The organism is Burkholderia sp. MSMB1072 (genome assembly GCF_001524725.1).
Lineage (GTDB): Bacteria > Pseudomonadota > Gammaproteobacteria > Burkholderiales > Burkholderiaceae > Burkholderia.
In genome coordinates, this window is record NZ_LOYC01000035.1 from 202,164 (window position 1) to 227,207 (window position 25,044).

28 protein-coding genes are annotated in these 25,044 nt (G+C 68.7%); 14 read left to right on the top strand and 14 right to left on the bottom strand.

What is annotated here, in order from left to right; all coding sequences use genetic code 11:
* Positions 1-10: 10 nt before the first annotated feature.
* Positions 11-295, top strand: a complete 285-nt coding sequence (locus tag WS89_RS19715) for a helix-turn-helix domain-containing protein (protein ID WP_059499474.1) — start codon at positions 11-13, stop codon at positions 293-295.
* Between the two features lie 125 nt (positions 296-420).
* Here the strand turns inward: WS89_RS19715 and WS89_RS19720 are convergent, their stop codons facing one another.
* The 3 genes from WS89_RS19720 to WS89_RS19730 are packed head-to-tail and all read right to left on the bottom strand — an operon-like array spanning position 421 to position 3,030.
* Positions 421-600 (bottom strand): hypothetical protein, encoded by a 180-nt coding sequence (locus WS89_RS19720; RefSeq protein WP_059792827.1) that lies wholly within the window; start codon positions 598-600, stop codon positions 421-423.
* On the bottom strand, positions 572-1,579 hold the full coding sequence (cydB, locus tag WS89_RS19725; protein ID WP_059792829.1) for a cytochrome d ubiquinol oxidase subunit II: 1,008 nt from the start codon (positions 1,577-1,579) through the stop codon (positions 572-574). Before cydB ends, WS89_RS19720 begins: the two co-directional genes overlap by 29 nt.
* A gap of 29 nt (positions 1,580-1,608) precedes the next feature.
* Entirely contained in the window at positions 1,609-3,030 is a 1,422-nt protein-coding gene (locus WS89_RS19730; RefSeq protein ID WP_059499471.1) for a cytochrome ubiquinol oxidase subunit I, read from the bottom strand.
* Positions 3,031-3,499: 469 nt separating this feature from the next.
* Between WS89_RS19730 and WS89_RS19735 the strand changes: the two genes are divergently transcribed.
* The 3 genes from WS89_RS19735 to ltaE all read left to right on the top strand — a co-directional run bounded on the left by WS89_RS19735 (position 3,500) and on the right by ltaE (position 5,517).
* Entirely contained in the window at positions 3,500-3,823 is a 324-nt protein-coding gene (locus tag WS89_RS19735) for a hypothetical protein (RefSeq protein WP_059792830.1), read from the top strand.
* Between the two features lie 13 nt (positions 3,824-3,836).
* Positions 3,837-4,388 (top strand): YMGG-like glycine zipper-containing protein, encoded by a 552-nt coding sequence (locus WS89_RS19740; protein WP_059792832.1) that lies wholly within the window; start codon positions 3,837-3,839, stop codon positions 4,386-4,388.
* Positions 4,389-4,503: 115 nt separating this feature from the next.
* On the top strand, positions 4,504-5,517 hold the full coding sequence (gene ltaE / locus WS89_RS19745; RefSeq protein ID WP_059792835.1) for a low-specificity L-threonine aldolase: 1,014 nt from the start codon (positions 4,504-4,506) through the stop codon (positions 5,515-5,517).
* A 109-nt stretch (positions 5,518-5,626) separates the two neighbouring features.
* Here ltaE and WS89_RS19750 read toward each other — a convergent pair whose 3' ends face one another.
* Both WS89_RS19750 and WS89_RS19755 read right to left on the bottom strand, forming a co-directional pair.
* On the bottom strand, positions 5,627-5,839 hold the full coding sequence (locus WS89_RS19750; protein WP_034205979.1) for a DUF1059 domain-containing protein: 213 nt from the start codon (positions 5,837-5,839) through the stop codon (positions 5,627-5,629).
* Between the two features lie 155 nt (positions 5,840-5,994).
* Positions 5,995-6,900 carry an HTH-type transcriptional regulator ArgP gene (locus tag WS89_RS19755; protein WP_059499467.1) on the bottom strand — a complete coding sequence of 302 codons (906 nt, stop codon included), beginning with the start codon at positions 6,898-6,900 and terminating at the stop codon, positions 5,995-5,997.
* Positions 6,901-7,216: 316 nt separating this feature from the next.
* Here WS89_RS19755 and WS89_RS19765 point away from each other — a divergent pair, with 316 nt between their 5' ends.
* Entirely contained in the window at positions 7,217-8,287 is a 1,071-nt protein-coding gene (locus WS89_RS19765; RefSeq protein ID WP_059792839.1) for a rhodanese-like domain-containing protein, read from the top strand.
* 125 nt (positions 8,288-8,412) lie between these two features.
* Entirely contained in the window at positions 8,413-9,072 is a 660-nt protein-coding gene (locus tag WS89_RS19770) for a glutathione S-transferase family protein (RefSeq protein WP_059499464.1), read from the top strand.
* Between the two features lie 100 nt (positions 9,073-9,172).
* On the opposite strand, the gene WS89_RS19775 is transcribed toward WS89_RS19770, so the two are convergent.
* Together WS89_RS19775 and WS89_RS19780 are read right to left on the bottom strand one after the other, a co-directional pair.
* A complete protein-coding gene (locus WS89_RS19775; protein WP_059793029.1) occupies positions 9,173-9,865 on the bottom strand; it encodes a phosphatase PAP2 family protein in 693 nt (230 codons plus the stop codon).
* Positions 9,866-10,290: 425 nt separating this feature from the next.
* Positions 10,291-11,523, bottom strand: a complete 1,233-nt coding sequence (locus WS89_RS19780; RefSeq protein ID WP_059499623.1) for an MFS transporter — start codon at positions 11,521-11,523, stop codon at positions 10,291-10,293.
* Between the two features lie 101 nt (positions 11,524-11,624).
* On the opposite strand from WS89_RS19780, the gene WS89_RS19785 reads away from it, so the two are divergent.
* On the top strand, positions 11,625-12,608 hold the full coding sequence (locus WS89_RS19785; RefSeq protein WP_082741906.1) for a LysR family transcriptional regulator: 984 nt from the start codon (positions 11,625-11,627) through the stop codon (positions 12,606-12,608).
* Positions 12,609-12,638: 30 nt separating this feature from the next.
* On the opposite strand, the gene WS89_RS19790 is transcribed toward WS89_RS19785, so the two are convergent.
* A complete protein-coding gene (locus tag WS89_RS19790; RefSeq protein ID WP_059792843.1) occupies positions 12,639-13,277 on the bottom strand; it encodes a 2-hydroxychromene-2-carboxylate isomerase in 639 nt (212 codons plus the stop codon).
* A gap of 144 nt (positions 13,278-13,421) precedes the next feature.
* Positions 13,422-14,240 (bottom strand): IclR family transcriptional regulator, encoded by an 819-nt coding sequence (locus WS89_RS19795; RefSeq protein WP_059499461.1) that lies wholly within the window; start codon positions 14,238-14,240, stop codon positions 13,422-13,424.
* Between the two features lie 172 nt (positions 14,241-14,412).
* On the opposite strand from WS89_RS19795, the gene WS89_RS19800 reads away from it, so the two are divergent.
* The 4 genes from WS89_RS19800 (at position 14,413) to WS89_RS19815 (ending at position 19,199) form a co-directional block, all read left to right on the top strand.
* Positions 14,413-15,399, top strand: a complete 987-nt coding sequence (locus WS89_RS19800; protein ID WP_059792845.1) for a hydroxymethylglutaryl-CoA lyase — start codon at positions 14,413-14,415, stop codon at positions 15,397-15,399.
* Complete coding sequence (locus WS89_RS19805) at positions 15,396-16,691, top strand: CaiB/BaiF CoA transferase family protein (RefSeq protein WP_059792847.1); 1,296 nt, start codon at positions 15,396-15,398, stop codon at positions 16,689-16,691. Before WS89_RS19800 ends, WS89_RS19805 begins: the two co-directional genes overlap by 4 nt.
* Positions 16,692-16,774: 83 nt before the next feature.
* Positions 16,775-18,082 (top strand): MFS transporter, encoded by a 1,308-nt coding sequence (locus WS89_RS19810; protein WP_059792849.1) that lies wholly within the window; start codon positions 16,775-16,777, stop codon positions 18,080-18,082.
* Between the two features lies 1 nt (position 18,083).
* A complete protein-coding gene (locus tag WS89_RS19815) occupies positions 18,084-19,199 on the top strand; it encodes an amidohydrolase family protein (RefSeq protein WP_059792851.1) in 1,116 nt (371 codons plus the stop codon).
* A 15-nt stretch (positions 19,200-19,214) separates the two neighbouring features.
* Here the strand turns inward: WS89_RS19815 and WS89_RS19820 are convergent, their stop codons facing one another.
* From WS89_RS19820 to WS89_RS19830, 3 genes are all read right to left on the bottom strand, one after another.
* Positions 19,215-19,691: an SRPBCC family protein gene (locus WS89_RS19820; protein WP_059793031.1), complete on the bottom strand. Its 477-nt coding sequence runs from the start codon at positions 19,689-19,691 to the stop codon at positions 19,215-19,217.
* 119 nt (positions 19,692-19,810) lie between these two features.
* Positions 19,811-20,296 (bottom strand): SRPBCC family protein, encoded by a 486-nt coding sequence (locus tag WS89_RS19825; RefSeq protein WP_059499455.1) that lies wholly within the window; start codon positions 20,294-20,296, stop codon positions 19,811-19,813.
* Positions 20,268-20,633: an ArsR/SmtB family transcription factor gene (locus WS89_RS19830; protein WP_059499454.1), complete on the bottom strand. Its 366-nt coding sequence runs from the start codon at positions 20,631-20,633 to the stop codon at positions 20,268-20,270. The genes WS89_RS19825 and WS89_RS19830 overlap by 29 nt, the downstream gene beginning before the upstream one ends.
* Before the next feature lie 204 nt (positions 20,634-20,837).
* On the opposite strand from WS89_RS19830, the gene WS89_RS19835 reads away from it, so the two are divergent.
* Together WS89_RS19835 and WS89_RS19840 are read left to right on the top strand one after the other, a co-directional pair.
* Positions 20,838-21,368, top strand: a complete 531-nt coding sequence (locus tag WS89_RS19835; RefSeq protein WP_059499453.1) for a GNAT family N-acetyltransferase — start codon at positions 20,838-20,840, stop codon at positions 21,366-21,368.
* A gap of 25 nt (positions 21,369-21,393) precedes the next feature.
* Positions 21,394-21,972: a hypothetical protein gene (locus WS89_RS19840; protein WP_059792854.1), complete on the top strand. Its 579-nt coding sequence runs from the start codon at positions 21,394-21,396 to the stop codon at positions 21,970-21,972.
* A 39-nt stretch (positions 21,973-22,011) separates the two neighbouring features.
* On the opposite strand, the gene WS89_RS19845 is transcribed toward WS89_RS19840, so the two are convergent.
* Positions 22,012-22,596, bottom strand: a complete 585-nt coding sequence (locus WS89_RS19845) for a TetR/AcrR family transcriptional regulator (RefSeq protein WP_059792856.1) — start codon at positions 22,594-22,596, stop codon at positions 22,012-22,014.
* Between the two features lie 346 nt (positions 22,597-22,942).
* Between WS89_RS19845 and WS89_RS19850 the strand changes: the two genes are divergently transcribed.
* The gene (locus WS89_RS19850; RefSeq protein WP_059793033.1) at positions 22,943-23,647 is read left to right on the top strand and encodes an SDR family oxidoreductase; all 705 of its coding nucleotides are present in this window, start codon (positions 22,943-22,945) and stop codon (positions 23,645-23,647) included.
* A gap of 49 nt (positions 23,648-23,696) precedes the next feature.
* On the opposite strand, the gene fabV is transcribed toward WS89_RS19850, so the two are convergent.
* A complete protein-coding gene (gene fabV, locus WS89_RS19855; protein WP_059792858.1) occupies positions 23,697-24,899 on the bottom strand; it encodes an enoyl-ACP reductase FabV in 1,203 nt (400 codons plus the stop codon).
* Positions 24,900-25,044: the final 145 nt, after the last annotated feature.

Sequence of the window (25,044 nt, forward strand, 5' to 3'; positions counted from 1 at the left end):
GGACGACACGATGGACAAACGCTACAACGCGCTGCCGCTTCCCGAACAGCTTTTGCTCCGGCGGCAAGCGATCGAGGGCGTTCTCGCGCATCCCGAATGGTCGCTGCGCGAATCCGTGCGGTACCTGAAGAAGACGATGCGGCTGACGAGTGCGGAAATGGCAACGCTTGCCGGCGTGTCGACCAAGACGATTCAGGATATCGAACAGGGGCGCAGCGAAGGGACGGTGCAGACGATGAACCGCATATTCGGCATGCTGGGGCTCAAACTGGGCGTGGTGCGGCAGGACGCGTAGCCGGTCGCGCATTCGCCGCCGTCCTGCGCCGCCGATTGCCGACCCGATGTCACAAGGCGCTACGGCAGCGTGCAATACGGCGAGACGGGCGAGGGCCGGATGCGGGGCGTTGCACCCCGCTTCGCCTACTTCACCGCAAACAGCGTGAGGTTCATGAAGATCTTGAACGCATAGCCGAGCGTGACGGCGCCGATCACGCCGCCCGCCCACAGAACGACGAACCACATCCAGCCGCGCATCCGCGGCCGCGGTGCCGCAGGCAGGCGATCGGCGGAATCAGTGGTGGTAGTAATGCTGGTCTTCATGGCGCACCTTGCCTCGGAATACCCAGTAACCCATCGTCGTGTAGGCGATGATGATCGGGAGGATAACCGCTGCGCCGACCAGCGTGAAGGTCTGGCTCGAACGCGGTGCCGCCGCTTCCCAGATCGTCATCGTCTGGGGAATCGCATACGGGAACAGCGTGACGAGCAGGCCGACGTAGCCGAGCAGCACCAGCGCCAGCGCGAGCACGAACGGCGTCATGTCGTGCCGGTCGCGTACCGCGCGACGCATCCACACCGCGCACGCGGCCACCAGGAACGGCACCGGCAGCAGGCGCCAGAACAGCCCCGAATCGAACCAGCGCTGCGCGACGGCCGGATCCTGCAGCGGCGTCCACAGGCTGACGATCGCGATGAAGCCGAGCAGCACGACGGTCAGCGGCCACACGACGCGATGCAGGCGCCGCTGCAGGTCGTCTTCGGTCTTCGCGACGAGCCAGCAGCAGCCGAGCAGCGCGTACGTGACGATCAGGCCGAGGCCCGTCAGCAGGCTGAACGGCGTGAGCCAGTCGAACGCGCCGCCGGCATACACGCCGTCCTTCACGTCGATGCCCTGCAGGAACGCGCCAAGCGCGATGCCCTGGAACAGCGTCGCGCCGGCCGAGCCGCCGATGAACGCGAGATCCCACAGCTGCTTCGTGCGCCGCGCCTTCGCGCGGATCTCGAACGACACGCCGCGGAAGATCAGGCACACCAGCATGAAGATCAGCGGCAGGTACAGCGCCGACAGCACCGTCGAATAGACGATCGGAAATACCGCGAACAGCCCGGCGCCGCCGAGCACGAGCCAGGTCTCGTTGCCGTCCCATACGGGCGCGACCGTGTTCATCATCAGGTCGCGTTCCCGCTCGTCCGGGAAGAACGGGAAGACGATGCCGATGCCGAGGTCGAAGCCGTCGAGCACGACGTACATGAAGAGCCCCAATGCGATGATCGCGGCCCAGATTACGGTGACGTCCATAGGTTTTCTCGTATGCGAAAGGAATGGGCTCAGACGGTCTCGATCAGCTCGTCGACGGCCGACATCGGGCGGCGCGCGGTGTGATCGGGGCGCGTGTCCGGCAGGTCGTGCGTCGCGTCGTGCTCGACGGCGGGCAGCGCGGGGCCGGCCTTCATCAGCTTCAGCATGTAGTACACGCCGGTGCCGAACACGAGGAAGTACACGATCACGAACGTCATCATCGACAGGCTGACCTGCTGCACCGACAGCGGCGACACGGCCTGCGCGGTGCGCATCACGCCATACACGACCCACGGCTGGCGGCCGGCTTCGGTCGTCACCCAGCCCGCGAGCAGCGACACGAAACCGGTCGGGCCCATCGCGAGCGCGAAGCGCTGGAACCCCTTCGATTCATACAGGCGGCCGCGGCGGCGCAGCAGCCATGCGAGCGCGGCGAGGCCGATCATCGCGAAGCCGAGGCCGACCATGATCCGGAAGCTCCAGAACACGACCGTCGAATTCGGGCGGTCTTGCGGCGGGAAGTCTTTCAGCCCGCGGATCTCGCCGTCCCAGCTGTGCGTGAGGATCAGGCTGCCGAGGTGCGGCACCTTCACCGCGTAGCGGGTCGTCTCCGCTTTCATGTCGGGGATGCCGAACAGGTTGAGCGGCGTGCCGCCCTTTTCGGTTTCCCACAGCCCTTCGATCGCGGCGATCTTCGCGGGCTGGTGCTTCAGCGTGTTGATGCCGTGCTGGTCGCCGATCACGGCCTGCAGCGGCGCGAGCACCAGCAGCAGCCACAGCGCCATCGAGAACATCTTCTTCACGCCCTTGTCGCGGCGGCCCTTCAGCAGGTGCCACGCGCCCGTCGCGGCCACCACCAGCGCGGCGACGATGAACGCGGCGATCGCCATGTGGAACAGGCGGTACGGGAACGACGGGTTGAAGACGATCGCGAACCAGTCGGTCGGCACGACGCGGCCGTCGACGATCTCGAAGCCCTGCGGCGTCTGCATCCAGCTGTTCGACGCGAGAATCCAGAACGTCGAGATCAGCGTGCCGATCGCGACCATCAGCGTCGCGCCGAAGTGCGCGCGCGGGCTCACGCGGTTCCAGCCGAACAGCATGATGCCGAGGAAGCCGGCTTCGAGGAAGAACGCGGTCATGACCTCGTACATCAGCAGCGGGCCGGTGACGGCGCCGGCGAAGCTCGAGAAGCCGGACCAGTTGGTGCCGAACTGATAGCTCATCACGACGCCGGACACGACGCCCATCCCGAACGCGACCGCGAAGATCTTCGACCAGAACAGGCAGAGCGTCTTGTAGTACTGCTTGCCGGTCTTGAGCCAGCGATATTCGAGCACGGCGATGAAGCTGGCGAGGCCGATGCTCAGCGCCGGAAAGACGATGTGAAAGGAGACGGTGAACGCGAATTGCAGGCGGGCCAGATCGAGGGCCGAAAGTGCGGTGTCCATACCAGTTGACCGAGACTTGACGATACCCGCCGGCGGGTGCCGGCGGACCCCGGCGGACGGCGTCGGGGTTGGCTGGAGTATGGGCCGCGATGTTGCACCGCGAAATGCGCCAACTCGTCGCAGATGTCCAGCCCGTCGCGCGCCCTTTCGGGTTAAATCGTTGATTCGTATCAAGAAGGCCGTTCGCGGCGCGCGTGGCCGCGGCGTGGCGGTCTGACGCACGTGCGTCAATATGGCGCGTCGCGTCATCGGAACGGTTTTGCGCGGACGACAACCGTGTGCCGGGACGGCAATCGGTTTCGATGCGTTAAACGCGTAACGCGCGCGTCCGAACGGGCGGGGCGTCCGTCACACGGGTAACGTCGCGCAACATTCGCGCGCCCGCCCGTAATGGATACCGGATCGCGTGCGGCGTAGCGTTCGGGATGTCCGGTTCGGATCGACGAACCGGCCTGCCGGAGAACGTGACGTGAATGGATTGAAGCTCGCACTGGGCGCGGCGGCCGCGGTGGCGGTCGCGACGGGCGGCGTGGCGCATGCCGCCCGGGTCGGGGTCTATATCGGCCCCGGCTACCCGTACTACGCCCCTGTCGTACCTGCGCCGTACTACTACCCGCCGCCCGTCGTCGCGGTGCCGGTCGCTCCGCCGCCGCCCGAGTATGTCGAGAAGGGGCAGCCGCAGGACGACGGCGACGCGAACCTCTGGTACTACTGCGACGCGTCGAAGCATTACTACCCGTATGTGAAGACCTGCAAGTCGGGCTGGCGCACGGTGCCGGCGCGGCCGCAGTGACGGAGGCGCGACGATGAAGACGGTATTTCGACCACTGCGCCTGCCGGCCGCGCTGGCGCTGGCCGCGCTGCTCGGCGCATGCGCATACATGCCGACCGGCCCGAGCGTGATGGCGCTGCCGGGTACCGGCAAGTCGTTCGACCAGTTCCGAGCGGACGACGGCAGTTGTCGCCAGTATGCGTTCCAGCAATCGGGCGGCGTGAGCGCCGGGCAGGCGTCGACCGCGAGCGCGGTCGGCAGCGCGGCCGTCGGCACCGCGCTCGGCGCGGCGGCCGGCGCCGCGTTCAACGGCGGCACCGGCGCGGCGGTCGGCGCGGGCGCGGGGTTGCTCGCGGGCAGCGTCGTCGGCGCGGGCGCCGCGCAGGGCTCGGCCTACGATATCCAGCGCCGCTACGACTACGCGTATCTGCAGTGCATGTATGCGACCGGCAACCGTGTGCCGGTGCCGGGCGGCATGAGTGGCGGTAGCGGCGGCGGGTATGGCGGGGGCGGCTACGGCACCGCGCCGCGCGCGGCGCCCCCGATGCCGCCGGCGGGCGTCCAGCCGCCGCCGCCGCGATATTGATCCGCGCGATCGCGTGCCTTCATCGGCACGCGCTGCGTGAATTGCGTACACTCTGAGTCTCGTTTTCGGCAGGGCCGGACGCAGGGATGCCGGCTCGTTTACTCAGGGCACAGCGATGATCGATTTACGCAGCGATACCGTGACACGTCCGAGCCAGGCGATGCTGGCTGCAATGACCGCCGCCGAAACCGGCGATGACGTCTGGGGCGACGACCCGACCGTCCTGCGCCTGCAGGCGGTGACGGCCGAGCGCGCCGGCAAGGAGGCCGGCCTGTTCTTCCCGAGCGGCACGCAGAGCAACCTGGCCGCGCTGATGTCGCATTGCGAGCGCGGCGACGAGTACATCGTCGGCCAGCTCGCGCACACCTACAAGTACGAGGGCGGCGGCGCGGCCGTGCTCGGCAGCATCCAGCCGCAGCCGATCGAGAACGCGCCGGACGGCACGCTGCCGCTCGCGAAGATCGCCGCGGCGATCAAGCCGCTCGACAATCACTTTGCCCGCACGCGGCTGCTCGCGCTCGAAAACACGATCGGCGGCCAGGTCTTGCCGGAAGGCTATGTGCAGGAAGCCGTCGCGTTCGCGCGCAGCCGCGGGCTGTCCACGCACCTCGACGGCGCACGCGTATGCAATGCGGCCGTCGCATCGGGTCGCTCGATCGCCGAGCTGTGCGCGCCGTTCGACACCGTGTCGATCTGTTTCTCGAAAGGGCTCGGTGCGCCGGTCGGCTCGGTGCTGGTCGGCAGCCGTGCGCTGATCGAGCGCGCGCAGCGCTGGCGCAAGGTGCTGGGCGGCGGGATGCGGCAGTCGGGCATTCTCGCGGCGGCGTGCCTGTATGCGCTCGATCACAACGTCGAGCGGCTCGCGGACGATCACGCGAATGCCGCGCATCTCGCGGCCGGCCTCGCGCGCATCGACGCGGTGAAGGTGCTGTCGCATGCGACGAACATGGTGTTCGCGCAATTCCCCGAAGCCGATTGCGCGCCGCTCGAGGCGTGGCTCAAGGCGCGCGGGATCCTCACGCAGATGCTGTATGCGTCGCGCTTCGTCACGCATTGCGACGTGTCGCGCGCGGACATCGACACGTTCGTCGGCGCGGTCGGCGCGTATTTCGCGCAGCGTCGCGCGTGAAGCGGAACGCGCCGGCCGGCGACGGGCCGGCGCGGCGTGGCATGACATGACGTCACACACGAAGGGGTGACGCGGCGCGTGGTCGATCGATCGTTGCCGTGCCGGCGGATTACGCTTGCCGCGGCATGTCGGCAGGCGGTGTGCCGTCGTGAAATAACGATTTCAGCTGCGTGCGCAGTTCGGCGCTGTCGGTGTGCTGGTGGACCGAGACCGCATGTTGCACGGCGGCCTCCAGCAGTTCGTTGTCGGAGTCGGCGGAGATTGCGACCGAGCAATGCGTCGCGCTGGGAAACTCGCGGCAATCGATATAGCGGCGGGACATGATGTTCTCCTCACACGAAAGGGAACGGCCGGACCTGGATGGTCGGCCGCGCGGCGCGTTCGCGAGGCCGATGGAAAAAGTATAGGCGGCGCGGCCGACTTTCCTGTCGCCGTGCATCCCGCGCCGGCAACGTCGATCGCCCGCGCGCCAGCGCGTCACGGCAATGGCGCGAGCAGCCGGCGCGCCGCTTCGACGACCCGCGCGGACAGCGACGCCATCGTCGGCGACTGCACGGTCCACGCATGCCAGTACAGCGTGACGTCGGTCGGATGCGCGGGCGCGAGATCGACGAGCCCCTGCGCGTCGAGCGGCGCGGTGCCGATCAGCGGCTCCGGCACCATCGCGTAGCCGAGCCCGTGCCGCACCGCGGCGAAGTGCGAATGGGTGCCCGGCACGTAGTGGCACGGGTACGCGCCTTCGGGCAAGCCGAACTTCTCCTTCAGGAACGACGATTGCAGCGTGTCGCGCCGCGAATACGCGACGACGGGCGCGTGGCGCGCGCTCGTGCGGTTCAGGCCGCGCGGGAACCAGCGACCGGCGAACGCGGCCGCGGCGAGCAGCCGGTAGCGCATCGTGCCGAGCGGCGTCGCGATGCAGCCGCGCATCGGCTTCGGCTCGGTCGTCACGCAGCCGACCGCCATCCCGCTTTCGAGCAGCGCGAACGTGTGATCCTGATCCTCGACGATCAGCTCGAACAGGATCCGCTCGCCCGCGAGCACGGACGTCAGCGCGGGCAGGAACCACGTGCCGAGACTGTCGGCATTCAGCGCGATCGTCACCGAGATCGGCGATTCGCGCTCGGCCGCGAGCGTGCTCTGCAGGTCGGCCTGCAGCAGCGCGACGCGGCGCAGGTGCTGCAGCACGCGCTGCCCGGCTACCGTCGGGCGGCACGGCCGCGTGCGCAGCACGAGCGGCGTGCCGAGGCTCGCCTCCAGCGCGCGGACCCGCTGCGTGACGGCGGACGCGGTCACGTGCAGGCGCACGGCCGCCTGCTCGAAGCTGCCGGTATCGGCGACGGCCAGCAGTGCGGCGGCCTGCTTCGGATCGATCGTCATCGACATGTCGAGGGCATTCCTGTGATCGGAGACGAGAAGAGGCCGTAGTGTAAGGCAGCGTGAGCGGCCGCCCGGGTGCCGCGCATCGTCCCGCCGTGCGCGATTTGTCGACGGAATCGGTTGCGGGGCAGGGCGATGCCGGCGGCGCAGGCATTTTGATTTACGCTGTATGGATGTGCGAAACGCGGCGGGCGCGATGCCGCCCGCGCGGTCTCGATGTCGTCATGCCGACGTCGACGCCGACGCCGACGCCCGGCGACGCCAAGTAGCATTCCGATCAGGCTACACCCCACTGAAGCACCAGCAACGGAGCACCAGCGCCATGATCTTCCGGCAACTTTTCGACCCGCAATCGTCGACGTACACGTATCTGCTCGCCGACGGCGCAACGCGCGAGGCGCTGCTGATCGATCCCGTGTTCGAGCAGGTGCGCCGCGACGCGGCACTGCTCGACGAACTCGGGCTGCGGCTCGTCGCGACCGTCGACACGCACGTGCATGCCGATCACGTGACGGGCGCGTGGCTCCTGAAGCAGCACACGGGCAGCGCGATCGCGATCTCGGCCGCGAGCGGCGCGCAGGGCGCCGACCGCTACCTGAACGACGGCGACCGCTGCGCGTTCGGCTCGCGCTACCTGACCGTGCGCGCGACGCCCGGTCACACGAGCGGGTGCATCAGCCTCGTGCTCGACGACGAATCGATGGCGTTCACCGGCGATTGCCTGCTGATCCGCGGCACCGGCCGCACCGACTTCCAGCAGGGCGACCCGCGCGCGCTATATCGCGCGGTGCACGGCCGGCTTTTCACGCTGCCGGCCGCGTGCCTGCTGTATCCCGCGCACGACTATCGCGGGCTCACGGTGACGAGCGTCGGCGAGGAGCGGCGCTTCAACCCGCGCCTCGGCGGCGATCTCAGCGAAGACGATTTCGCCGGCTACATGCGCAACCTCGGGCTCGCGCACCCGCGCCAGATCGACGTCGCGGTGCCGGCGAACCTCCAGTGTGGCGTCGCCGCGAACGCGCCCGATGCGCGGGCGGCAGCCAACTGGGCACCGCTCGTCTATACGTTCGCCGGTTTCTGGGAAATCGATCCGCAATGGCTCGAGGATCATCTGCCGGCCGTGCAGGTCGTCGACGTGCGGGAACCGGACGAATTCGCGGGCCCGCTCGGCCATCTGCCCGGCGCGATGCCGATCCCGCTTGGCGAACTGGCCGCGCGCACCGGCGAGATCGCGCGCGAGCGGCCGGTCGTGACCGTGTGCCGGGCCGGCGGGCGCTCCGCGCAGGCGACGGTAATCCTGAAGAAGGCCGGCTTCGACGCGGTCGCGAATCTCGGCGGCGGGATGCTGCGCTGGCGTGCCGAAGGGCGTGTCGTGGCGGATGGCCGATCGTAGCGGCCCGGGCAGCCCCTCGAAAAAAATTCCGGATCGATGTCGAAACGGCCGGGCGCCGTTCGTCGTCAAGGTATCCGATCACGTGGCGCTGCATGACGCGGCGCCGAAACCCTGAGAGACCATCAATGATGCCGACGCTTTACGCCCATCCCTTTTCGTCTTACTGCCAGAAAGTACTGACCGCGCTGTACGAGAACGGCACGCCGTTCGACTATCGCGTGCTCGCGCACGACGATCCGAAGCCGATGCAGGAGCTGGCCGCGCTGTGGCCGCTGAAGCGCTTCCCGGTGCTCGTCGACGCGGGCCGCACGGTGATCGAGGCGTCGATCATCATCGAGTATCTCGGCCTGAACCATCCGGGTCCCGTGCGCCTGCTGCCCGACGATCCGCGCGCGGCGCTCGAGGTGCGGACGATGGACCGCTTCTTCGACAACTACGTGGCGACGCCGCAGCAGAAGGTCGTGTTCGATGCGCTGCGGCCGGAAGCCGAACGCGATGCGCGTGGGGTGGCCGATGCGCGCGCGATGCTCGACACTTCGTATGCGTGGCTCGACAAGACGATGGCCGATCGCGAATGGGCGGCCGGCGACCGTTTCAGCCTCGCCGACTGCGGCGCGGCGCCGTTCCTGTTCTACGCGGACTGGACGCACCGGATCGACCCGGCGTTCGCGAACGTGATCGCGTACCGCAAGCGTCTGCTCGCGCGGCCGTCGTTCGCGCGCGCGGTCGACGAGGCGCGACCGTATCGTTCGTTCTTTCCGCTCGGCGCGCCCGATCGCGACTGACGGGCGCGGCCGTCGCACGGCGTGCCGCGGCCGCGCATGGGCGGCCGCGCGCGCCGGGGCGACGGAACGACAGCAGCAGCGGCAGCATCGCGGGGGCCCGTCACATCGTGCGCGTGGCCGACTGCGCGAGCGTCAGCAACTCGTCGAACTGCGTGATCAACTCGAAGCACAGCAGGAACGCGAGCGTATAGGCCGGCGCGGGAAAGCGCCGGATCATCTCCAGCACCGGCGGCGCGAAGCGCGACCGGATCGCGTCGCGCGTCAGCAGCCATGCGATCGCGATGCCGATCGCCGCGCCCGCGATCAGGTCGGTCGGATAGTGAAAGCCGAGATACGCGCGCGGCAGGCAGATGAACACGACCGAATACAGCAGCGCGACGAGGCCGATGCGGCGCGCGATGATGAAGATGCCGGTCGCGATCGCCATCCAGAGCATCGCGTGATCGCTCGGAAACGAACTCCATGTCTGCAGCGTCGCCGCGCGCAGCCCGGCCGACGGAAAGTGCAGGTGCAGGTCGGGGTTGTAGATCGGCCGCACGCGGAACGGCAGCACCTGCGCAAGCACGCGGCCGACGGCCAGCGCGATGAGCCCGCTCGCGACGGTGGCGACGACCAGCTCGCGTTGCCGTTCGCGGTTCGGGCCGGGCTGGAACCACAGCCAGCACAGCACGGGAACGAGCACGAAGCCCTTGAATGTGTAGAGACCCGCTACCACGCGGATCGCGTGATTCATCAACGGGCCGAACGTCACGTGGGTGAGGAAGATCTGGATCGTGGTGTCGAAATCGTTCATGTTCTGTGCGACCCGGGCGGACGCGCAGCGCATGACGGGCGGCCGGCTGGATCGGAAAGCGCGCTCGCACGGAGCGCAACGGGGGGCAAGTATGTCACCCGTTATTTCGAAGAAAATGCGAAAAAATACCGGGAATCCCCTGATAAACCGGAGCCGTGTGGTGGGGCCGGATGGGAGCGCGCCGTGCGGTGCGGCAGGAACGATTCATCCGACGTTTGCGGACGGGCGTGCACATGCGTCGGAAAAATATTTGGGTGAACTGGACAATTCGGCAGGCCGCCGTCGTCCTTGCGCCGGATGAGCGATTGCCGTGCCGGAACGGCGCGAATCTGCCGCACGGCGCAGCGTCATGCGCGCGCCTACCGAAAATAAAAAAAGCGGGCAAACCGCGTGGGCTTGCCCGCCGGCATGGCGCGATGCCGATTTCAGTTGCGCCACACCCGCACGGCGAGCGCGGCCAGCGACGTCGCGACGGCCAGCGCAGTTACCGCGTTCCAGCCCAGTTGCGCGAGCAACGAACTGCCGATCGCGGCGCCGGCTGCCATCCCGATGAACATGCCGACGAACAGCACCGCGTTGAGGCGGCTGCGCGATGCGGGATCGATCCGGTAAACGATCGCCTGGTGCGCGATCAGCGTGGCCTGCACGCCGAGATCGAAGCCGATCGTCGCGAGCGCGAGCAGGACGAGCTGCGCATGCGGCGACATCAGCGGCGCCGCGGCCATCGACGCGAACGACACCGTCGCGATGCCGATACCGATCCGCGTGACGCGCTCGGGGCCGTGGTGATCGGCGAGGCGTCCGGCGATCGGGGCGGCCAGCGCGCCCGCGGCGCCCGCGAGGCCGAAGGCGCCGGCGGCCGCGCTGCCGAGGTGAAACGGCGCGCCGTGCAGCATCACCGCGAGCGTCGACCAGAACGCGCTGAAACCGACGGCCAGCAGCCCCTGCGCGAGGGCGGCGCGACGCAGTGCCGAATGGTCGCGCCACAGCGCGCCGAGCGAGCCGATCAGCGCACGATACGGCAGCCGCGTGGTCGGCGCGAAGCGCGGCAACCCGCGTGCGGCCACGGCGCCGATCGCGGCGACGCTGACGGCCGCGAGCGCGAACATCGCGCGCCAGCCGGCCGTCTCGGCGACGAATCCGGCCACGACGCGCGACAGCAGGATGCCGAGCAGCAGCCCCGTCATCACCGTGCCGACGATGCGGCCGCGATGCGCGTCGTGCGCGAGCGTCGCGGCGGCCGGCACGACGTCCTGCGCCATCGTCGCGGCGAGGCCTATCGCGAAGCTCGCCGCGAGCAGCAGCCCGAGCGACGGCGCGACGGCGGCCAGCAGCAGCGCGACGACCAGCGCGGCGGCCTTGGTCACGATCACGCGGCGCCGGTCGAAGCGGTCGCCGAGCGGTGCGAGCAGCAGGATGCCGAGCGCATAGCCGAGCTGCGTGAGCGTCGGCACGAAGCCGATTGCTCGCGCCGAGGCGCCGAGATCGGGCGCGAGCGCGCCGAGCATCGGCTGCGCGTAGTAGAGCGGGGCGACGCCGAGGCCGGCGGCCGCCGCGAGCAGCAGCACGAGCCGGCGATCGGGCATCGAATGGGCGGCCGGATGGGCCGGGGCATGCGCCACGCGGGGCGTGGTGTCGAGACGGGTCGGGGTGGACATCGCGTACATCCTCGGTTGAAGAATGGGATGGACGCGAGTGTGGCGGTACGCGGCCGGTGACGGTAGTGCCGGCTGGCGCAGATTTGTTATACGCTACACGCATGACCGAAAAATCCTCTCCCTCTCCCGATGCTGGCGGGTCTCGGCGCATTCAGACGGTGCCGGTGGATGGCGCCGGCTATCGTTTCGAGCTGATGGAAACCTTCGTGCGCATAGTCGAGGCCGGCAGCCTGTCGGCCGCCGCCGTGCAACTGCATACGACGCAGCCGACCGTCAGCCGGCGGTTGCAGGCGCTGGAAAATTCGCTCGGCATGCGGCTGCTGCAACGCACGACCCATACGATGCGGCTGACCGTCGACGGCGAGCGTTGCTTCAAGCGGGCGAAGGAGCTGCTGGCGAGCTGGGCGGCGTTCGAGGCCGATTTGCGCGGCGCGCAGGAGGAGCCGGACGGGCTGCTGCGCGTGGCGGTGCCGCACGCGTTCGGGCAGCAGCGTTTCGTCGCGCCGCTCGCGCAGTTCCTGCGCGACTATCCGCGCGTGTCGGTCGAGTGGCTGCTGCAGGACGAGGTGCGCGATTTCGTCGGCAGCGGCATCGATTGCGCGATCCAGGTCGGCGAGCCGACCGATCCGGGCGTGGTCGCGATCCGGCTGACGAAGGTGCCGCGCTTCGTGGTCGCCGCGCCGTCCATACTGAACGGTGCCGACGTGCCGGCCGATCCGGATGCGCTCGCCGCGCTGCCGTGGCTCGCGTTGCGCACGTACTACCGTACCGAGCTCATGCTCACGCATGCAGCCACCGGCGACACGCGGCGCATCGCGATCCGCCCGCGCATCACGACCGCCAACCTGTATGCGCTGCGCAGCGCGGCGCTGCTGGGCGTCGGCGCATGCGTCGGATCGTCATGGATGCTGGCCGACGATCTCGCGCGCGGCGATCTCGTGCACCTCGCGCCCGAATGGCAGGCCGCGCCGCTGCCCGTCTACCTGACTTATCCGCATGCGCAGTTCTATCCGTCGCGGCTCGTGCGGTTCGCCGCGATGATGCGCGAGGCCGTGCCGGCGCTCGTCGAAGGGCGCGACGGCTGAAGCGGGCGGCACCCGGGAGGCGGTTCGCGGTCAGCCGCGCCGGATCCCTTCGGGCAGCGCGCTGATGCGGCGGACTTCGGGCGAGTCGAGCCACGCGCGCGACGTCGCGCAGTCGACGAACATGTCGGTCGCGTCCTCGCCCCAGAACAGGTCGCCGTCGAGTGCGAAGGTCGGCACGCCGAACACGCCGTCGGCGATCGCGCGATCCGTGTTCGCGCGCAACGCGTCCTTGACCGGCTGGGCCTCGACGGCCGTCACGCCTTCCGGAAAGCCGACGGCTTCGCACAGTGCGGCGAAGCCTGCCGGCGTCGAGACGTCCTGGCCGTCGCGCCAGATATGCCGGAAGATCCGCCGGATCGCGTCCGGCGAATTGCCCATCGCGATCGCGAGGCGCAGCGGCCTGATCGGATTGAACGGGTGCGCGGGCGGCATCCGGAACGCAATGCCGAGCTTGTCCGCGCGATATTGCGCATGCCGATAGGTGAACACACGCTTGGCCGCGATCTCCGCCGGCGCTTTCTGGCCCCAGTGCGCGAGCAGCGCGCCGAGCACGATCGGTCGCGGCTCGAACGCGGCGGCGGGCGGCAACCGGTCGAACCGTTCCTGTTGCAGGTAGGCGAACGGCGAAACGAAATCGAAATACCAGGTGGCGGTGCGCGCGGCGTTCATCGCGGTGTCTCCTCGTGCGGGTCCGGTTGACGGTTGCACGCGCGGTGCGTTGCCTGCGAACGGCGCGCTGCGTGCATCGGCGGCCAGTGTCGCATGCGGCTGCCTTTCGCGCTGCCGTGTCGCGTGCCGGATGCAACCGACTCCCTACGACCGGGCGACGTCGTCCGCCGACGATGCGAGCCGCGCGAGACTGTCGCGCACGGCGGGCGCGTCGTAGCGCGCGCCCGCGCCGCCGAGTGCGACGGTCGCCTTCTGCGCGAGCGGCAGCAGCATCGCGAGCGCCGCCGTCATCGCCGGCGCGGCGGCGAGCCGCGATTTCGGGCCCGATACCGTCAGCGCGCCGACGCATTCGCCGGCCGCGCCGAACACGGGCACGGACGCCGAGGCCGTCTCCGGGTCGCGCTCGCCGTACGACGCGGCCCACAGCTGTTCGCGCACGTCGTTCCAGCGGGCGTCCTGCGTGTCGGTGAAGGCCAGCAGCACCTTCCCCGATGCGCCTTGGCCGACCGGAAACTCCTCGCCGACGCGGATCGATACGCGCACCGCCCGCGCGGGCTCGACGCGATAGAGCACGGAGCGCACGTCGCCCTGGCGCACATAGAACGATGCCGTTTCCCCGAGTTCGCGGCTCAGCGTCTCGAGGAGCGGCTCGACCACCGGGCCGACGCGGAACGAGCGCTGGTACAGCGCCGCAAGCCGCAACGGCTCGTGCCCGATCGCGTACTGGCCGTCGTCGAGCTTGCGCATGAAACCGCCATGTTCGAGCGCGGCGAGCAGGCGCAGGATCGTGCTCTTGTACAGCCCGGTGCGGCGCGACAATTCGGCGAGCGACAGCCGGTCGTCGGTCTGGCCGAACGCACGGAGGATCGCGAACGCGCGGTCGAGCACGGCGACGCCGCTGGATGCTTCTTCGGTCGCCGGATCGGATGCGTCGCCGGCCTGATTTGCTGGATTCCTCGGCACTACCTGGTTCCTTCGGATAACGGTCGGTCGACTATATCGTTCTATCTGGCAGAACTCAAGTTCCAGAAAAACGCAATTTCCCGGGTATACCCCGCTTATCGTCCACTCGGCACACGCTTAAAGTTCCGTCAAACAGAACTATGTTCTTTCAGATAGAACGATGAGGTGTCGAATGAAGATTTCCAACAATCCGGCGGTGCTGGTCAGCGAGGTCGGGCCGCGCGACGGGCTGCAGAGCATCAAGACCGTGATGCCGACGGCCGGCAAGCTGCGCTGGATCACCGCGCTGGCCGCGGCCGGCCTGCGCGAGATCGAGGTCGGGTCGTTCGTGCCGGCCAGACTGTTGCCGCAGATGGCCGACGTACGTGAAGTCGTGGCGCACGCGCTCGCGATTCCCGGGCTGCATGTCGCCGCGCTCGCGCCGAACCTGCGCGGTGCCGAGGACGCATTCGGCGCGGGCGTGCACAAGCTGACGCTGCCCGTCTCGGTGACGGAAGCGCATTCGCTGGCGAACATTCGCAAGACGCCCGCGCAGATGATCGACGAGGTGCGCGCGATCGTCGCGCTGCGCGACGCGCGGTTCCCGTCGGTGCAGATCGAGGCGGGCGTGTCGGTTGCGTTCGGTTGCACGATTGCGGGCGCGGTCTCCGACGACGAAACGATCGCGATGGCTGTCGCGATGGCCGAATGCGGTGTCGACGAGATCGGCCTGTCCGATACCAGCGGTTATGCGAATCCCGTGCAGGTGCGCCGGCTGTTCACGCGGCTGCGGCGCGAAGTCGGCGACAAGGCCGGCGGCGCGCATTTCCACAACACGCGCGGCCAGGGGCTCGCGAACGTCGTCGCGGCGCTCGATGCGGGCGTGACGACGATCGACGCCAGCCAGGGTGGCCTGGGCGGCTGCCCGTATGCGCCGGGCGCGACCGGCAACATCGTCACCGAGGATCTCGTGTTCCTGCTCGAAGCGATGGGATACGACACGGGTGTCGACGTCGACGCGCTGCTCGCCGCGCGCGCGATCCTGCATGCGGCGCTGCCGTCCGACGCGCTGTACGGCCACGTGCCCGACGCAGGGTTGCCGAAGGGCTTTCGCTATGCGGATGGCCGTGCTCCGTCGGCCGTGCAACCGGAAGGATGTCTGCCGGGAGTCGCACGATGAACGATCGGCAATCGGCTTCCACGCTGCCGTATGCGGGCGTGCGCGTGATCGAGATGACGCACATGGTGATGGGCCCGACGTGCGGGATGCTGCTCGCGGATCTCGGCGCGGAAGTGATCAAGATCGAGCCGATCGCGGGCGACGGCACGCGGGCGCTGCGGGGTTCCGGCGCGGGGTTCTTCGGGATGTTCAACCGCAACAAGAAGAGCCTCGCGGTCGACGTGAAGGATCCGCGCGGGCTGGAGATCGTGCTGCGGCTCGTCGCGACGGCGGACGTCTTCAGCGAGAACTTCAAGAGCGGCACGATGGACCGGCTCGGTCTCGGCTACCCGGCGCTGGAGTCGCTGAATCCGCGCCTCGTGTACGTATCGCACAAGGGTTTCCTGCCGGGGCCGTACGAGCATCGCACCGCGCTCGACGAGGTCGTGCAGATGATGGGCGGCCTGGCCTACATGACGGGCCCGGAAGGGCGACCGCTGCGCGCGGGCGCGAGCGTGAACGACATCATGGGCGGCATGTTCGGCGCGATCGGTGCGATGGCCGCGCTCGCGCAGCGCGAGCGCACCGGCCGCGGCCAGCAGGTGCAGAGTTCGCTGTTCGAGAACAACGTGTTCCTCGTCGCGCAGCACATGATGCAGTTCGCGGTGACCGGGCAGGCCGCGTCGCCGATGCCGAGCCGGATTTCCGCGTGGGCCGTCTACGACGTGTTCTCCGTCAAGGACGACGAACAGATTTTCCTCGCGGTCGTGTCGGACACGCAGTGGGCGCTGTTCTGCGATGCGTTCGGCCTGCCCGCGCTGAAGGACGATCCGCGCCTCGCGACCAACAACCTGCGCGTGCAGGCGCGCGACTGGCTGCTGCCCGAGCTGCGTTCGCGGCTTGCGCCGTACTCGGCCGCGGAGATCGGCGTGATCTTCGAATCGACCGGCCTGCCGTATGCGCCGATCACGAAGCCGCAGGATCTGTTCGACGATCCGCATCTGCTCGCCACGGGCGGCCTGGAAGCCGTGACGCTGCCTGCCGACGCGAGCAGCGCCGGGCGGCCGGTCGACACGCGCACCGCGCTGCTGCCGCTGACGCTCGGAGGCGAGCGCCTGCGGCTGCGCTTGGCGCCGCCCGCGCTCGGCCAGGACACGTGCGCGCTGCTCGGCGAACTCGGCTACACGCCGGACGATGCGCGTGCGCTGCTCAATGCCGGCGTCGTAGCGGGGCAGTACGGCGCGGACGCTGCCGCGCACGGCGACGACGGGCCGGGCGGCGCGCCTTCGGCGAACGAAATGGCGAGCGCGTAGCGCGGCCGCGATTCATCGAACGAACAAAGGCGTCCCGGCCGCGCGTCGTGCGGGGGAGGATCGCCGCATCCACGGAGACAACCATGACATCCGCTTCCCCGGCGCTGGCCGCCGATCGCGAGACCGACGCGTCGATCGAGCAACGGGCCGTGCGCAAGGCCGCGTGGCGCTTCATCCCGCTGCTCGCGCTCGCGTATTTCTTCAACTATCTGGATCGCACGAGCGTCGGATTCGCGGCGCTCACGATGAACCGCGATCTCGGGCTGACCGCGACGCAGTTCGGCTGGGGCGCGGGGATCATGTTTGCCGGCTATTGCGTGTTCGAAGTGCCGAGCAATCTCGCGCTGTACCGCTTCGGTGCGCGCCGCTGGCTCGCCCGCATCATGATCACGTGGGGGTTGATGGCGGCCGCGACCGCGCTCGCGACGGGACCGACGAGTTTCTACGCGATCCGGCTGCTGCTCGGCATCGGCGAAGCCGGATTCTTTCCCGGCGTGATCTTCTTCCTCGCCGTGTGGTTTCCGGCGAGCTACCGCACGCGCGTGCTGGCGTGGTTCACCGTGTCGACGCCGCTGTCGTCGCTGATTGGCGGCCCGCTGTCGACGTGGCTGCTGCAGCTCGACGGCACGCTCGGGCTCGCCGGCTGGAAGTGGATGTTCATCGTCGAAGGGCTGCCTGCGTGTGCGCTCGGTTTCCTCGTGCTGAAGCTGCTGTCCGATTCGCCGGCGAATGCCGCGTGGCTGTCGGACGACGAGCGTGCCGCGCTGCAGCGTGCGTTCGAGCGCGACGGCGCGGCGGCCGGCCGCAAGAAGCGCTTCGGCGTCGCGTTGCGCGACGTGCGCGTGTACGTGCTCGCGCTGATTTCGTTCGGCTTCACGATGGGCTCGTACGGGATCGGCATCTGGTTGCCGCAAATGCTGAAGGCGCACGGGATGTCGACGATGCAGACCGGCTGGCTGTCCGCGGTGCCGTACTTCTTCGCAACGGTCGCGCTGCTGGGGTGGGCGAAGCGGGTGGACCGTCGCGGCCGCCCGATCGCGAACCTGGCGATCGGCTTGTTCATCGGCGCGGTGGCGCTCGGCGTGTCGACGCATTTCGTGACCCTCGGGCCGGCGCTCGTCGGCATCACGCTCGCGCTGATCGGCACGATTGCCGGCCGCACGATCTTCTACACGCTGCCGTCGCACTTCCTGTCCGGCCAGGCCGCGGCCGGCGGGCTGGCGTTGATCAATTCGATCGGCGCGCTCGGCGGCTTCGCGGGCCCCTATCTCGTCGGCTACCTGAAGGACAGCTTCGGCACTTTCACGGCCGGGATGCTCGGCCTCGCGATCGTCCTGGCGATCACGACACTGCTCACGCTGTCGCTGTACGCGTTCGACCGGAGCGAATGACATGACCTTTTCGATCAAACGGCGCCGGTTGATCGGTGCGACCGCCGCATCGCTCGCGCTGCCCGCGTTCGCCGACACGCCGGCCCACGACGGAGCTCCCCGCATGACGCAAAGCAACTACCTCGCGGTCCGTCCCGACTGGCTCGCGTCGGCGCTCGAACCGGCGCTCGAGCCCGACCTGCCGATCGTCGACGCGCATCATCACTTCTACGAACGGCCGGGCTGGATCTACATGCTCGACGACTATCTGCAGGATGCACGCTCGGGCCACAACATCCAGGCGTCCGTCTACATGCAGGCGCAGACGCGCTATCGCGATTCAGGCCCGGCGGAACTGAAGCCGGTGGGCGAGACGGCCTATGTCGCCGGCGTGATCGAGCCGCTGCAGCACGGCCCCGTGGCCGTCGCGAAAGGCATCGTCGGCCATGCGGATCTACGGCTCGGCGCGCGTGTGCGCGACGTGCTGGAAGCGCATGTCGAAGCCGGGCGCGGGCGGTTTCGCGGCATTCGGCACCTGACGACGTGGGATGCCGATCCGACGCTCGCCAATCCGCTGTCGGCGGTGCCGCGCGGGCTGCTGTCCGATTCCGCGTACCGGGCCGGCGTCGCGCAACTTGCGCCGCTCGGGCTGTCGTACGACGCGTGGCTGTTCTTTCCGCAGTTGCCCGAATTGTTCGACCTCGCGAAAGCGAACCCCGACACGCGGATCGTCGTCAACCACTGCGGTGGCGTCGTGCGGATTGCCAGTTATGCGGACAAGCGGGCGGAGGTGTTCGCGCGCTGGTCGGCGTCGATGCGCACGCTCGCGCAATTGCCGAACGTGTACGTGAAGGTCGGCGGCCTCGGGATGCGCATCAACGGGTTCGATTTCGAGAAAGGCGAGAAGCCGCCGTCGTCGGCGCAGCTCGCCGACGCGTGGAAGCCGTGGATGATGACCTGCATCGACGCATTCGGCCCTGGCCGCTGCATGTTCGAAAGCAATTTCCCGGTCGACAAGGGATCGTATGCGTTCGTGAACGGCTGGAACGCGTTCAAGCGACTGACCGCGCAGGCCGGCGCGGACGAGCGCGACGCGCTGTTCCGCGGCACGGCTACGCGGGTGTACCGGCTCGGCTGATGCGCTTGCGCGGCGTCATCCGGTTTCCACCAGCGCCGCGAGCCGCGCCAGCGCCATTTGCCAGCCGGTCTCGTTGTCAGCGGCCGGCACGCCGGGCGGGACGCCGTCATGGACGGCGTCCACGCGCGTGCCGCCCGCTTCGTCGGACAGCGTGATCGTGATCGTCATCGCGCCGCGCAGCATCGGGTCGTCGGTTTCGAATACATCGATCTCGACGATCTGCTGGTCGGGCACGAGCGTGACGAAGCGGCCGTGATAGGTGTCGGTGCGCGCGGCGGTCTTGCCGGTGCCGGCCGACGGCGTGTCGTAGCTCAGCGACACGCGCAGCGCGCCGCCTTCGCGCGCATCGTAAGCATGCACGCGGCAGGTCATGCCGTCGGGCACCTTCCACTGTTCGACCGCGTGCGGGTCGAGCAGCGCGCGATAGACGCGCCCGCGCGGGGCGTTCAGGTGTCGGCTGACCCGGGTCGAATGCGTGTGCGTGTGCAACATGTCGCCTCCCGCCAAGCGCGCGCGACGGTGCACGCCGGCGCCCGGCGTGTCGTCGTGCTTCCTTCTGGAATCCTAGGCGCGGGCGCGGCGGCATGCAATGACCGCATGCGAAGCCGCGCTCAGCGCAACGTCGCGGCGAAGGCGTCGAGCTGCGTGATGCAGGTGTTCCAGCCCTCGAAAAAACCGAGCGCTTCGTGGCGCTCGCGCGTCGCGGCGTCGGGATGCATCACGCGCGCCTCGTAGCGGCTGCCCGCGTCGTCGTCGGCCATCGTGACGATCGCCGTGAAGCCCAGCCACGGCGCCTGCGGCCGCCAGCCGCCCGCGAGCATCGACGTGAACGCGATGCGCGATTCCGGCACGATTTCGAGGAAGCAGCCGGGGTTGTCGCTCGTGCCGCCGTCGGGGCCGCGCATGAACGTATGGAAAGCGCCGCCCGGCCGCAGGTCGAACGCGCGTACCTCGGTGGTCCACGGCTTCGGGCACCACCATTCCTTCAGCAGTTCGGGGTCGGTCCATGCGCGCCACAGCGCGTGGCGCGGCGCGCGCAACGTACGCGTGATGACGAGATCGTTGGCTTCAGCGGGTTCGACGTGGCTTGCTGACATCTTGCTCCTCCTGGTGACGGCGTTCGACGAATTCGACGAGACGATCGGATCGCGCTTCCCACTGCGCGCGCTGCGCGGCGAGCCATGCCTCGGCCTCGGTCAGCCGGCTGCCGACCAGCGCGCAGGTGCGCGAGCGGCCGGTTTTCCGGGTTGCCACGAGGCCGCTGCGCTCGAGCACGGCGACATGCTTCATGAACGACGGCAGCGCCATGTCGAACGGCGCGGCCAGCGCGGAGACGGTCCGCTCGCCCTGGCCGAGCGCGCTGACGATCGCGCAGCGCGTCGGATCGGCGAGGGCATGGAACACGTCGCTGATGCCGGGTTGAAGGTTATCCATTTGGCTAAGTGTAACCGATGTCGAAACCGGTGCAGCGAAAATTTCCATCGCGTACGATGATGGGGCGGTAACACGCGCCGATCGGGCGCCGCGTTACCGGACGCCTGCCGCCGTCGCGCGAGCCTCGATACCCGGCCGGCGTGCGTTCCGATTCCGGCCCATGCCGAACCCGCGCATGCGGCCCATCTGATTACCGGAGAGGGCATGACCGAACCTGTTACCGTCCGCCGCGTCGGCGCGAGCGAAGCGATGGCCTGTGTCGATGCGCTGGCCGACGTGCTGATCGATTGCGTCGAAGGCGGCGCATCCGTCAGCTTCATGCTGCCGATCGAGCGGCCGACCGCCGTCGCATTCTGGACGCGCGTGGCCGAGGGCGTCGCGAACGACGAGCGCATCCTGCTCGTCGCCGAGGATACGTCGGGCCGGATCGTCGGCACCGTGCAGCTCGTGACCGCGCAGCCCGAGAACCAGCCGCATCGTGCGGACGTCGCGAAGATGCTCGTGGCGCGGCACGCGCGCCGGCAGGGCATCGCCGCGCGGCTGATGGAGGCGGCCGACGCGGCCGCGCGCGACGCCGGCAAGACCGTGCTCGTGCTCGACACGGTGACGGGCGGCGACGCCGAGCGGCTGTACGAGCGGGCCGGCTGGCAACGCGTGGGCGTCGTGCCGAACTACGCGCTGATGCCCGACGGCGCACTCTGCGCGACGACGTATTTCCACAAGCAGCTCGCGTGATGGCATCCGTCAAACCGCCGCCTCGATGAAACGCACCCATATCGCTTTCGCTCTCGCGGGCCTGCTCGTCACGCTGCCGATTGCCGCGTATGCGCTCGTCAAGCCGCTGCGCGTCGTCGCGCCCGCGCTGGTTCCCGGCGTGTCGTGCCCGAGCGCCGACATCTGCACGGACGATGCCGCGGCGCTCGGCGCTGCGCAGCAGCTCTATCGCGACGGCGCCGCGCGCGCGGCGGCGGCCGTCGGCGCGTTCCGCGCCGCACCGCGCGTCGTGTTCTGCGCGACGCGCACGTGCGCCGATGCATTCGGCCTCGGCACGCGCGCGGCGCTGACGCTCGGCGATTTCGGCATCGTGATCGCGCCGCGCGGCTGGCAGACCTACTTTCTCGCGCACGAGTTGATCCATCATCGCCAGGCCGAAGTGCTCGGCAACCTGGCCGTCTTGACCAAGCCGCGCTGGCTGATCGAAGGGATGGCGTATTCGCTCAGCGACGATCCGCGCCATCCGCTCGCGCAACCGTTCGAATCGTGGCGCACGCAGTTCGCCGCGTGGAATGCGGCGCGCGGCACGCAGCCGCTGTGGGATGCCGCGCGGGCAATCGAATAGCGCGACCAGGACGGCGGCGGCGCGCCGAAACGCGCGCCGTTACGCCGATGCGACTGAATCGCCGTGTCGGCCGGTCAGCGCGTCCCGCCCCGCGTCGAGAATCTCGTCGGCCAGCGTGGGATCGCTGCCGGCGATCGCGCGGGACAGCACGAGCGCACCGACCATCTGGCTGAAAACGGCGAGCGCGTCGCGACGCGTCTGCTCCGGCGTGGCGCCGTCGGTCGCCACCATCCGTTCCAGTCGATCGAGATACGCGGCGAGTCCGTGCGCGTAGCATCCGCGCGCCGTATCGGTCAGCCGCGGCGCATCGCCCGCGAAGCCGGACAGCGGACACCCGGCCTCGACGTTGTCGCGATGCGCGGGCGACAGATACGCTGCCACCTGCGCGTCGAGGCTGCCGGCGTTCGGCGAATCCGCGCGGTCGCGCATCGCCTTTTCCATGACTTCGGCGACCAGCGCGTCTTTCGACTTGAAATGGTTGTAGAAGCCGCCCTGCGTGAAGCCGGCCTCCTTCATCAGCTCCGTCAATCCCACCGCATCGACGCCGCGCACGCGGAACAGCCGCTCGGCGGCCGCGACGATCGCGCTTCGGTTCTCGGCCGCCTGCTGTCTGGATACGCCCATCGATCTCTCCCTGATTGTTGCCGATCGCCTCGATTGAAAAACACAATGGTGATCGCCATTGACACACTCGCCTGGCGCGAACACAATGCATCGCAAAGACGATGGTGATCGCCATTGACATCGAGTGTAGCCGACTTGGCAGGCAATGCAAAGCCAGGGCGGGGGCAGGAATGGCAATCGGTCGACGTTTGCGACGTCGCGGGCCATGCCGGCAGCGGATGGACGGCTCGTCGTTCGCCACCGGCGGCGCAACGGCTCGGCTCGCGACGGCAGCCTCGTTTTTCTCCGGATCTCATGCGCGCGGCGAGCCGGCGCGCAGGCGATTCATCACGCGAAAGGAAAGATCATGAAGATCGAAGGTGCAGTCGTTTTCGTCACGGGCGCGAACCGCGGGCTGGGGCTCGAGTTTGCGAAGCAGGCGCTCGCCCGAGGGGCGCGCAAGGTCTATGCAGCGGCGCGTGATCCGGCCAGCGTGACGCTGCCGGGCGTCGTGCCCGTGAAGCTCGACGTGACGGATCCGGCGGCGGTCGCGGCGGCGGCCGATGCCGCACGCGACGTCACGCTGCTGATCAACAATGCCGGCATCGCGCGGCTCGGTAGCCTGACCGACGACGGTGCGGTCGACGCATTGCGCGCTCACCTGGAGACGAACGTGTTCGGGATGCTGGCGATGTCGCGGGCGTTTGCGGGAACCCTCGCGGCTCACGGCGGCGGCGCGATCCTGAACATCCTGTCGGTCGCGAGCTGGGTGAACCGGCCGATCCTGTCGGGCTACGGCGTATCGAAATCGGCCGCATGGGCGCTGACCAACGGGCTGCGCCATTCGCTGCGCGAGCAGCGTACGCAGGTGGTCGGGCTGCATGCCGGCTTCATCGATACCGACCTGACGGCCGGCCTCGACGTGCCGAAGGCCACGCCGGCCGACGTCGTGCGCCAGGCGTACGACGCCATCGAAGCGGGGGCGGAGGAAGTGTCGACCGACGAATTCACGCGGCAGGTGAAGGCCGCGCTGTCGTCGGGCGTCTATCTGGAAGAGCCGGCGCCGCGTTGACGCCGCCGGCAATGCGGGCCCGCCGCACGCGCGGCGGCGGGGCGTGCCGTCAGACCGTCGTGTCGATGATGCCCGGGATCTTCACGTCCGGGTTCACGTCCGCGTCGTAGTCGACACCGGCGATCTCGAAGCCGAACAGGCGCAGGAACTCGGTCTTGTAGCCGGCGAAGTCGGTCATCTCGTACAGGTTCTCGTTCGTCACCTTGTCCCACATCGCGACGACCTTGTTCTGTACTTGCGGATCGAGTTCCTTGTAGTCCGCGCGCAGGCGGCCTTCCTCGTCGACGCGCGGCGTCGCGCCGTACAAGCTGTCCTTCAGGAGCCCGTACACCTGCTCGATGCAGCCTTCGTGCGTGCCGGTTTCCTTCATCACCTTGAACAGCAGCGACAGGTACAGCGGCATCATCGGGATTGCCGAGCTGGCCTGCGTGACGACGGCCTTCAGCACCGACACGCGGGCATCGCCGCCGTGCGCGGCCAGCTTGTCGCGGATCGACAGCACCTTCTTGTCGAGATCCTTCTTCGCTTCGCCGATCGAGCCGTTCCAGTAGATGTCGTGCGTGATCTGCTCGCCGAGGTACGTGAACGCGGTGGTCTTCGCGCCGTCGGCCAGCACGCCGGCGTCGGCCAGCGCGTCGATCCACATCTGCCAGTCCTCGCCGCCCATCACCGCGACGGTGCCGTCGATCTCTTCCTGCGTCGCCGGTTCGAGCGACACGTCGCGGATCACTTCCTTGTCGGTGTCGAGGCCGCGGAACGTGACGGCCTTGCCGACCGGCTTGAGCGTCGAGCTGATGGTTTCGCCCGTCTTCGGGTGCGTGCGGCGCGGCGCCGCGAGGCTGTAGACGACCAGGTCGACCTTGCCGAGATCCTGCTTGATGGTGTCGATCGTGACCTGCTTGACCTTGTCGGAGAAGGCGTCGCCGTTGATGCTGCGCGCATACAGCCCCTTTTCCGCGGCGAATTTCTCGAACGCGGCGCTGTTGTACCAGCCTGCCGTGCCCGGCTTCGTTTCGCTGCCGGCGCGCTCGAAGAACACGCCGAGCGTGTCCGCGCCCGAGCCGAATGCGGCCGAGATCCGGGCGGCGAGGCCGTAGCCGGTCGACGCGCCGATCACGAGCACCTTTTTCGGGCCATTGGCGATCGGGCCGTGCGAAGTCACGTAGTCGATCTGTTCCTTGACGTTGGCTTCGCAGCCGACGGGATGAGTCGTCACGCAGATGAAGCCACGCACGCGCGGTTTGATGATCATGGAAACCTCTGTCTATCAGAAAGGCGGGGACGGCCTGAAATCGGAAAAATCCCGCGCATTGTAAAGGAAGCGGCCGATCGCGGGCGGGCGCAGCCGGAAGGCGTCGGATCGCCCGGCTATTTCTCTCTTGACAGAAATAACTGAA

Bases quoted from the DNA above. Each gene is read 5' to 3' on its own strand.
- WS89_RS19715 (WP_059499474.1), top strand. From the start codon at position 11: ATGGACAAACGCTACAACGCGCTGCCGCTTCCCGAACAGCTTTTGCTC.
- WS89_RS19720 (WP_059792827.1), bottom strand. From the start codon at position 600: ATGAAGACCAGCATTACTACCACCACTGATTCCGCCGATCGCCTGCCT.
- cydB (WP_059792829.1), bottom strand. From the start codon at position 1,579: ATGGACGTCACCGTAATCTGGGCCGCGATCATCGCATTGGGGCTCTTC.
- WS89_RS19730 (WP_059499471.1), bottom strand. From the start codon at position 3,030: ATGGACACCGCACTTTCGGCCCTCGATCTGGCCCGCCTGCAATTCGCG.
- WS89_RS19740 (WP_059792832.1), top strand. From the start codon at position 3,837: ATGAAGACGGTATTTCGACCACTGCGCCTGCCGGCCGCGCTGGCGCTG.
- ltaE (WP_059792835.1), top strand. From the start codon at position 4,504: ATGATCGATTTACGCAGCGATACCGTGACACGTCCGAGCCAGGCGATG.
- WS89_RS19750 (WP_034205979.1), bottom strand. From the start codon at position 5,839: ATGTCCCGCCGCTATATCGATTGCCGCGAGTTTCCCAGCGCGACGCAT.
- WS89_RS19755 (WP_059499467.1), bottom strand. From the start codon at position 6,900: ATGTCGATGACGATCGATCCGAAGCAGGCCGCCGCACTGCTGGCCGTC.
- WS89_RS19765 (WP_059792839.1), top strand. From the start codon at position 7,217: ATGATCTTCCGGCAACTTTTCGACCCGCAATCGTCGACGTACACGTAT.
- WS89_RS19770 (WP_059499464.1), top strand. From the start codon at position 8,413: ATGATGCCGACGCTTTACGCCCATCCCTTTTCGTCTTACTGCCAGAAA.
- WS89_RS19775 (WP_059793029.1), bottom strand. From the start codon at position 9,865: ATGAACGATTTCGACACCACGATCCAGATCTTCCTCACCCACGTGACG.
- WS89_RS19780 (WP_059499623.1), bottom strand. From the start codon at position 11,523: ATGTCCACCCCGACCCGTCTCGACACCACGCCCCGCGTGGCGCATGCC.
- WS89_RS19785 (WP_082741906.1), top strand. From the start codon at position 11,625: ATGACCGAAAAATCCTCTCCCTCTCCCGATGCTGGCGGGTCTCGGCGC.
- WS89_RS19790 (WP_059792843.1), bottom strand. From the start codon at position 13,277: ATGAACGCCGCGCGCACCGCCACCTGGTATTTCGATTTCGTTTCGCCG.
- WS89_RS19800 (WP_059792845.1), top strand. From the start codon at position 14,413: ATGAAGATTTCCAACAATCCGGCGGTGCTGGTCAGCGAGGTCGGGCCG.
- WS89_RS19805 (WP_059792847.1), top strand. From the start codon at position 15,396: ATGAACGATCGGCAATCGGCTTCCACGCTGCCGTATGCGGGCGTGCGC.
- WS89_RS19810 (WP_059792849.1), top strand. From the start codon at position 16,775: ATGACATCCGCTTCCCCGGCGCTGGCCGCCGATCGCGAGACCGACGCG.
- WS89_RS19815 (WP_059792851.1), top strand. From the start codon at position 18,084: ATGACCTTTTCGATCAAACGGCGCCGGTTGATCGGTGCGACCGCCGCA.
- WS89_RS19820 (WP_059793031.1), bottom strand. From the start codon at position 19,691: ATGTTGCACACGCACACGCATTCGACCCGGGTCAGCCGACACCTGAAC.
- WS89_RS19825 (WP_059499455.1), bottom strand. From the start codon at position 20,296: ATGTCAGCAAGCCACGTCGAACCCGCTGAAGCCAACGATCTCGTCATC.
- WS89_RS19830 (WP_059499454.1), bottom strand. From the start codon at position 20,633: ATGGATAACCTTCAACCCGGCATCAGCGACGTGTTCCATGCCCTCGCC.
- WS89_RS19835 (WP_059499453.1), top strand. From the start codon at position 20,838: ATGACCGAACCTGTTACCGTCCGCCGCGTCGGCGCGAGCGAAGCGATG.
- WS89_RS19840 (WP_059792854.1), top strand. From the start codon at position 21,394: ATGAAACGCACCCATATCGCTTTCGCTCTCGCGGGCCTGCTCGTCACG.
- WS89_RS19845 (WP_059792856.1), bottom strand. From the start codon at position 22,596: ATGGGCGTATCCAGACAGCAGGCGGCCGAGAACCGAAGCGCGATCGTC.
- WS89_RS19850 (WP_059793033.1), top strand. From the start codon at position 22,943: ATGAAGATCGAAGGTGCAGTCGTTTTCGTCACGGGCGCGAACCGCGGG.
- fabV (WP_059792858.1), bottom strand. From the start codon at position 24,899: ATGATCATCAAACCGCGCGTGCGTGGCTTCATCTGCGTGACGACTCAT.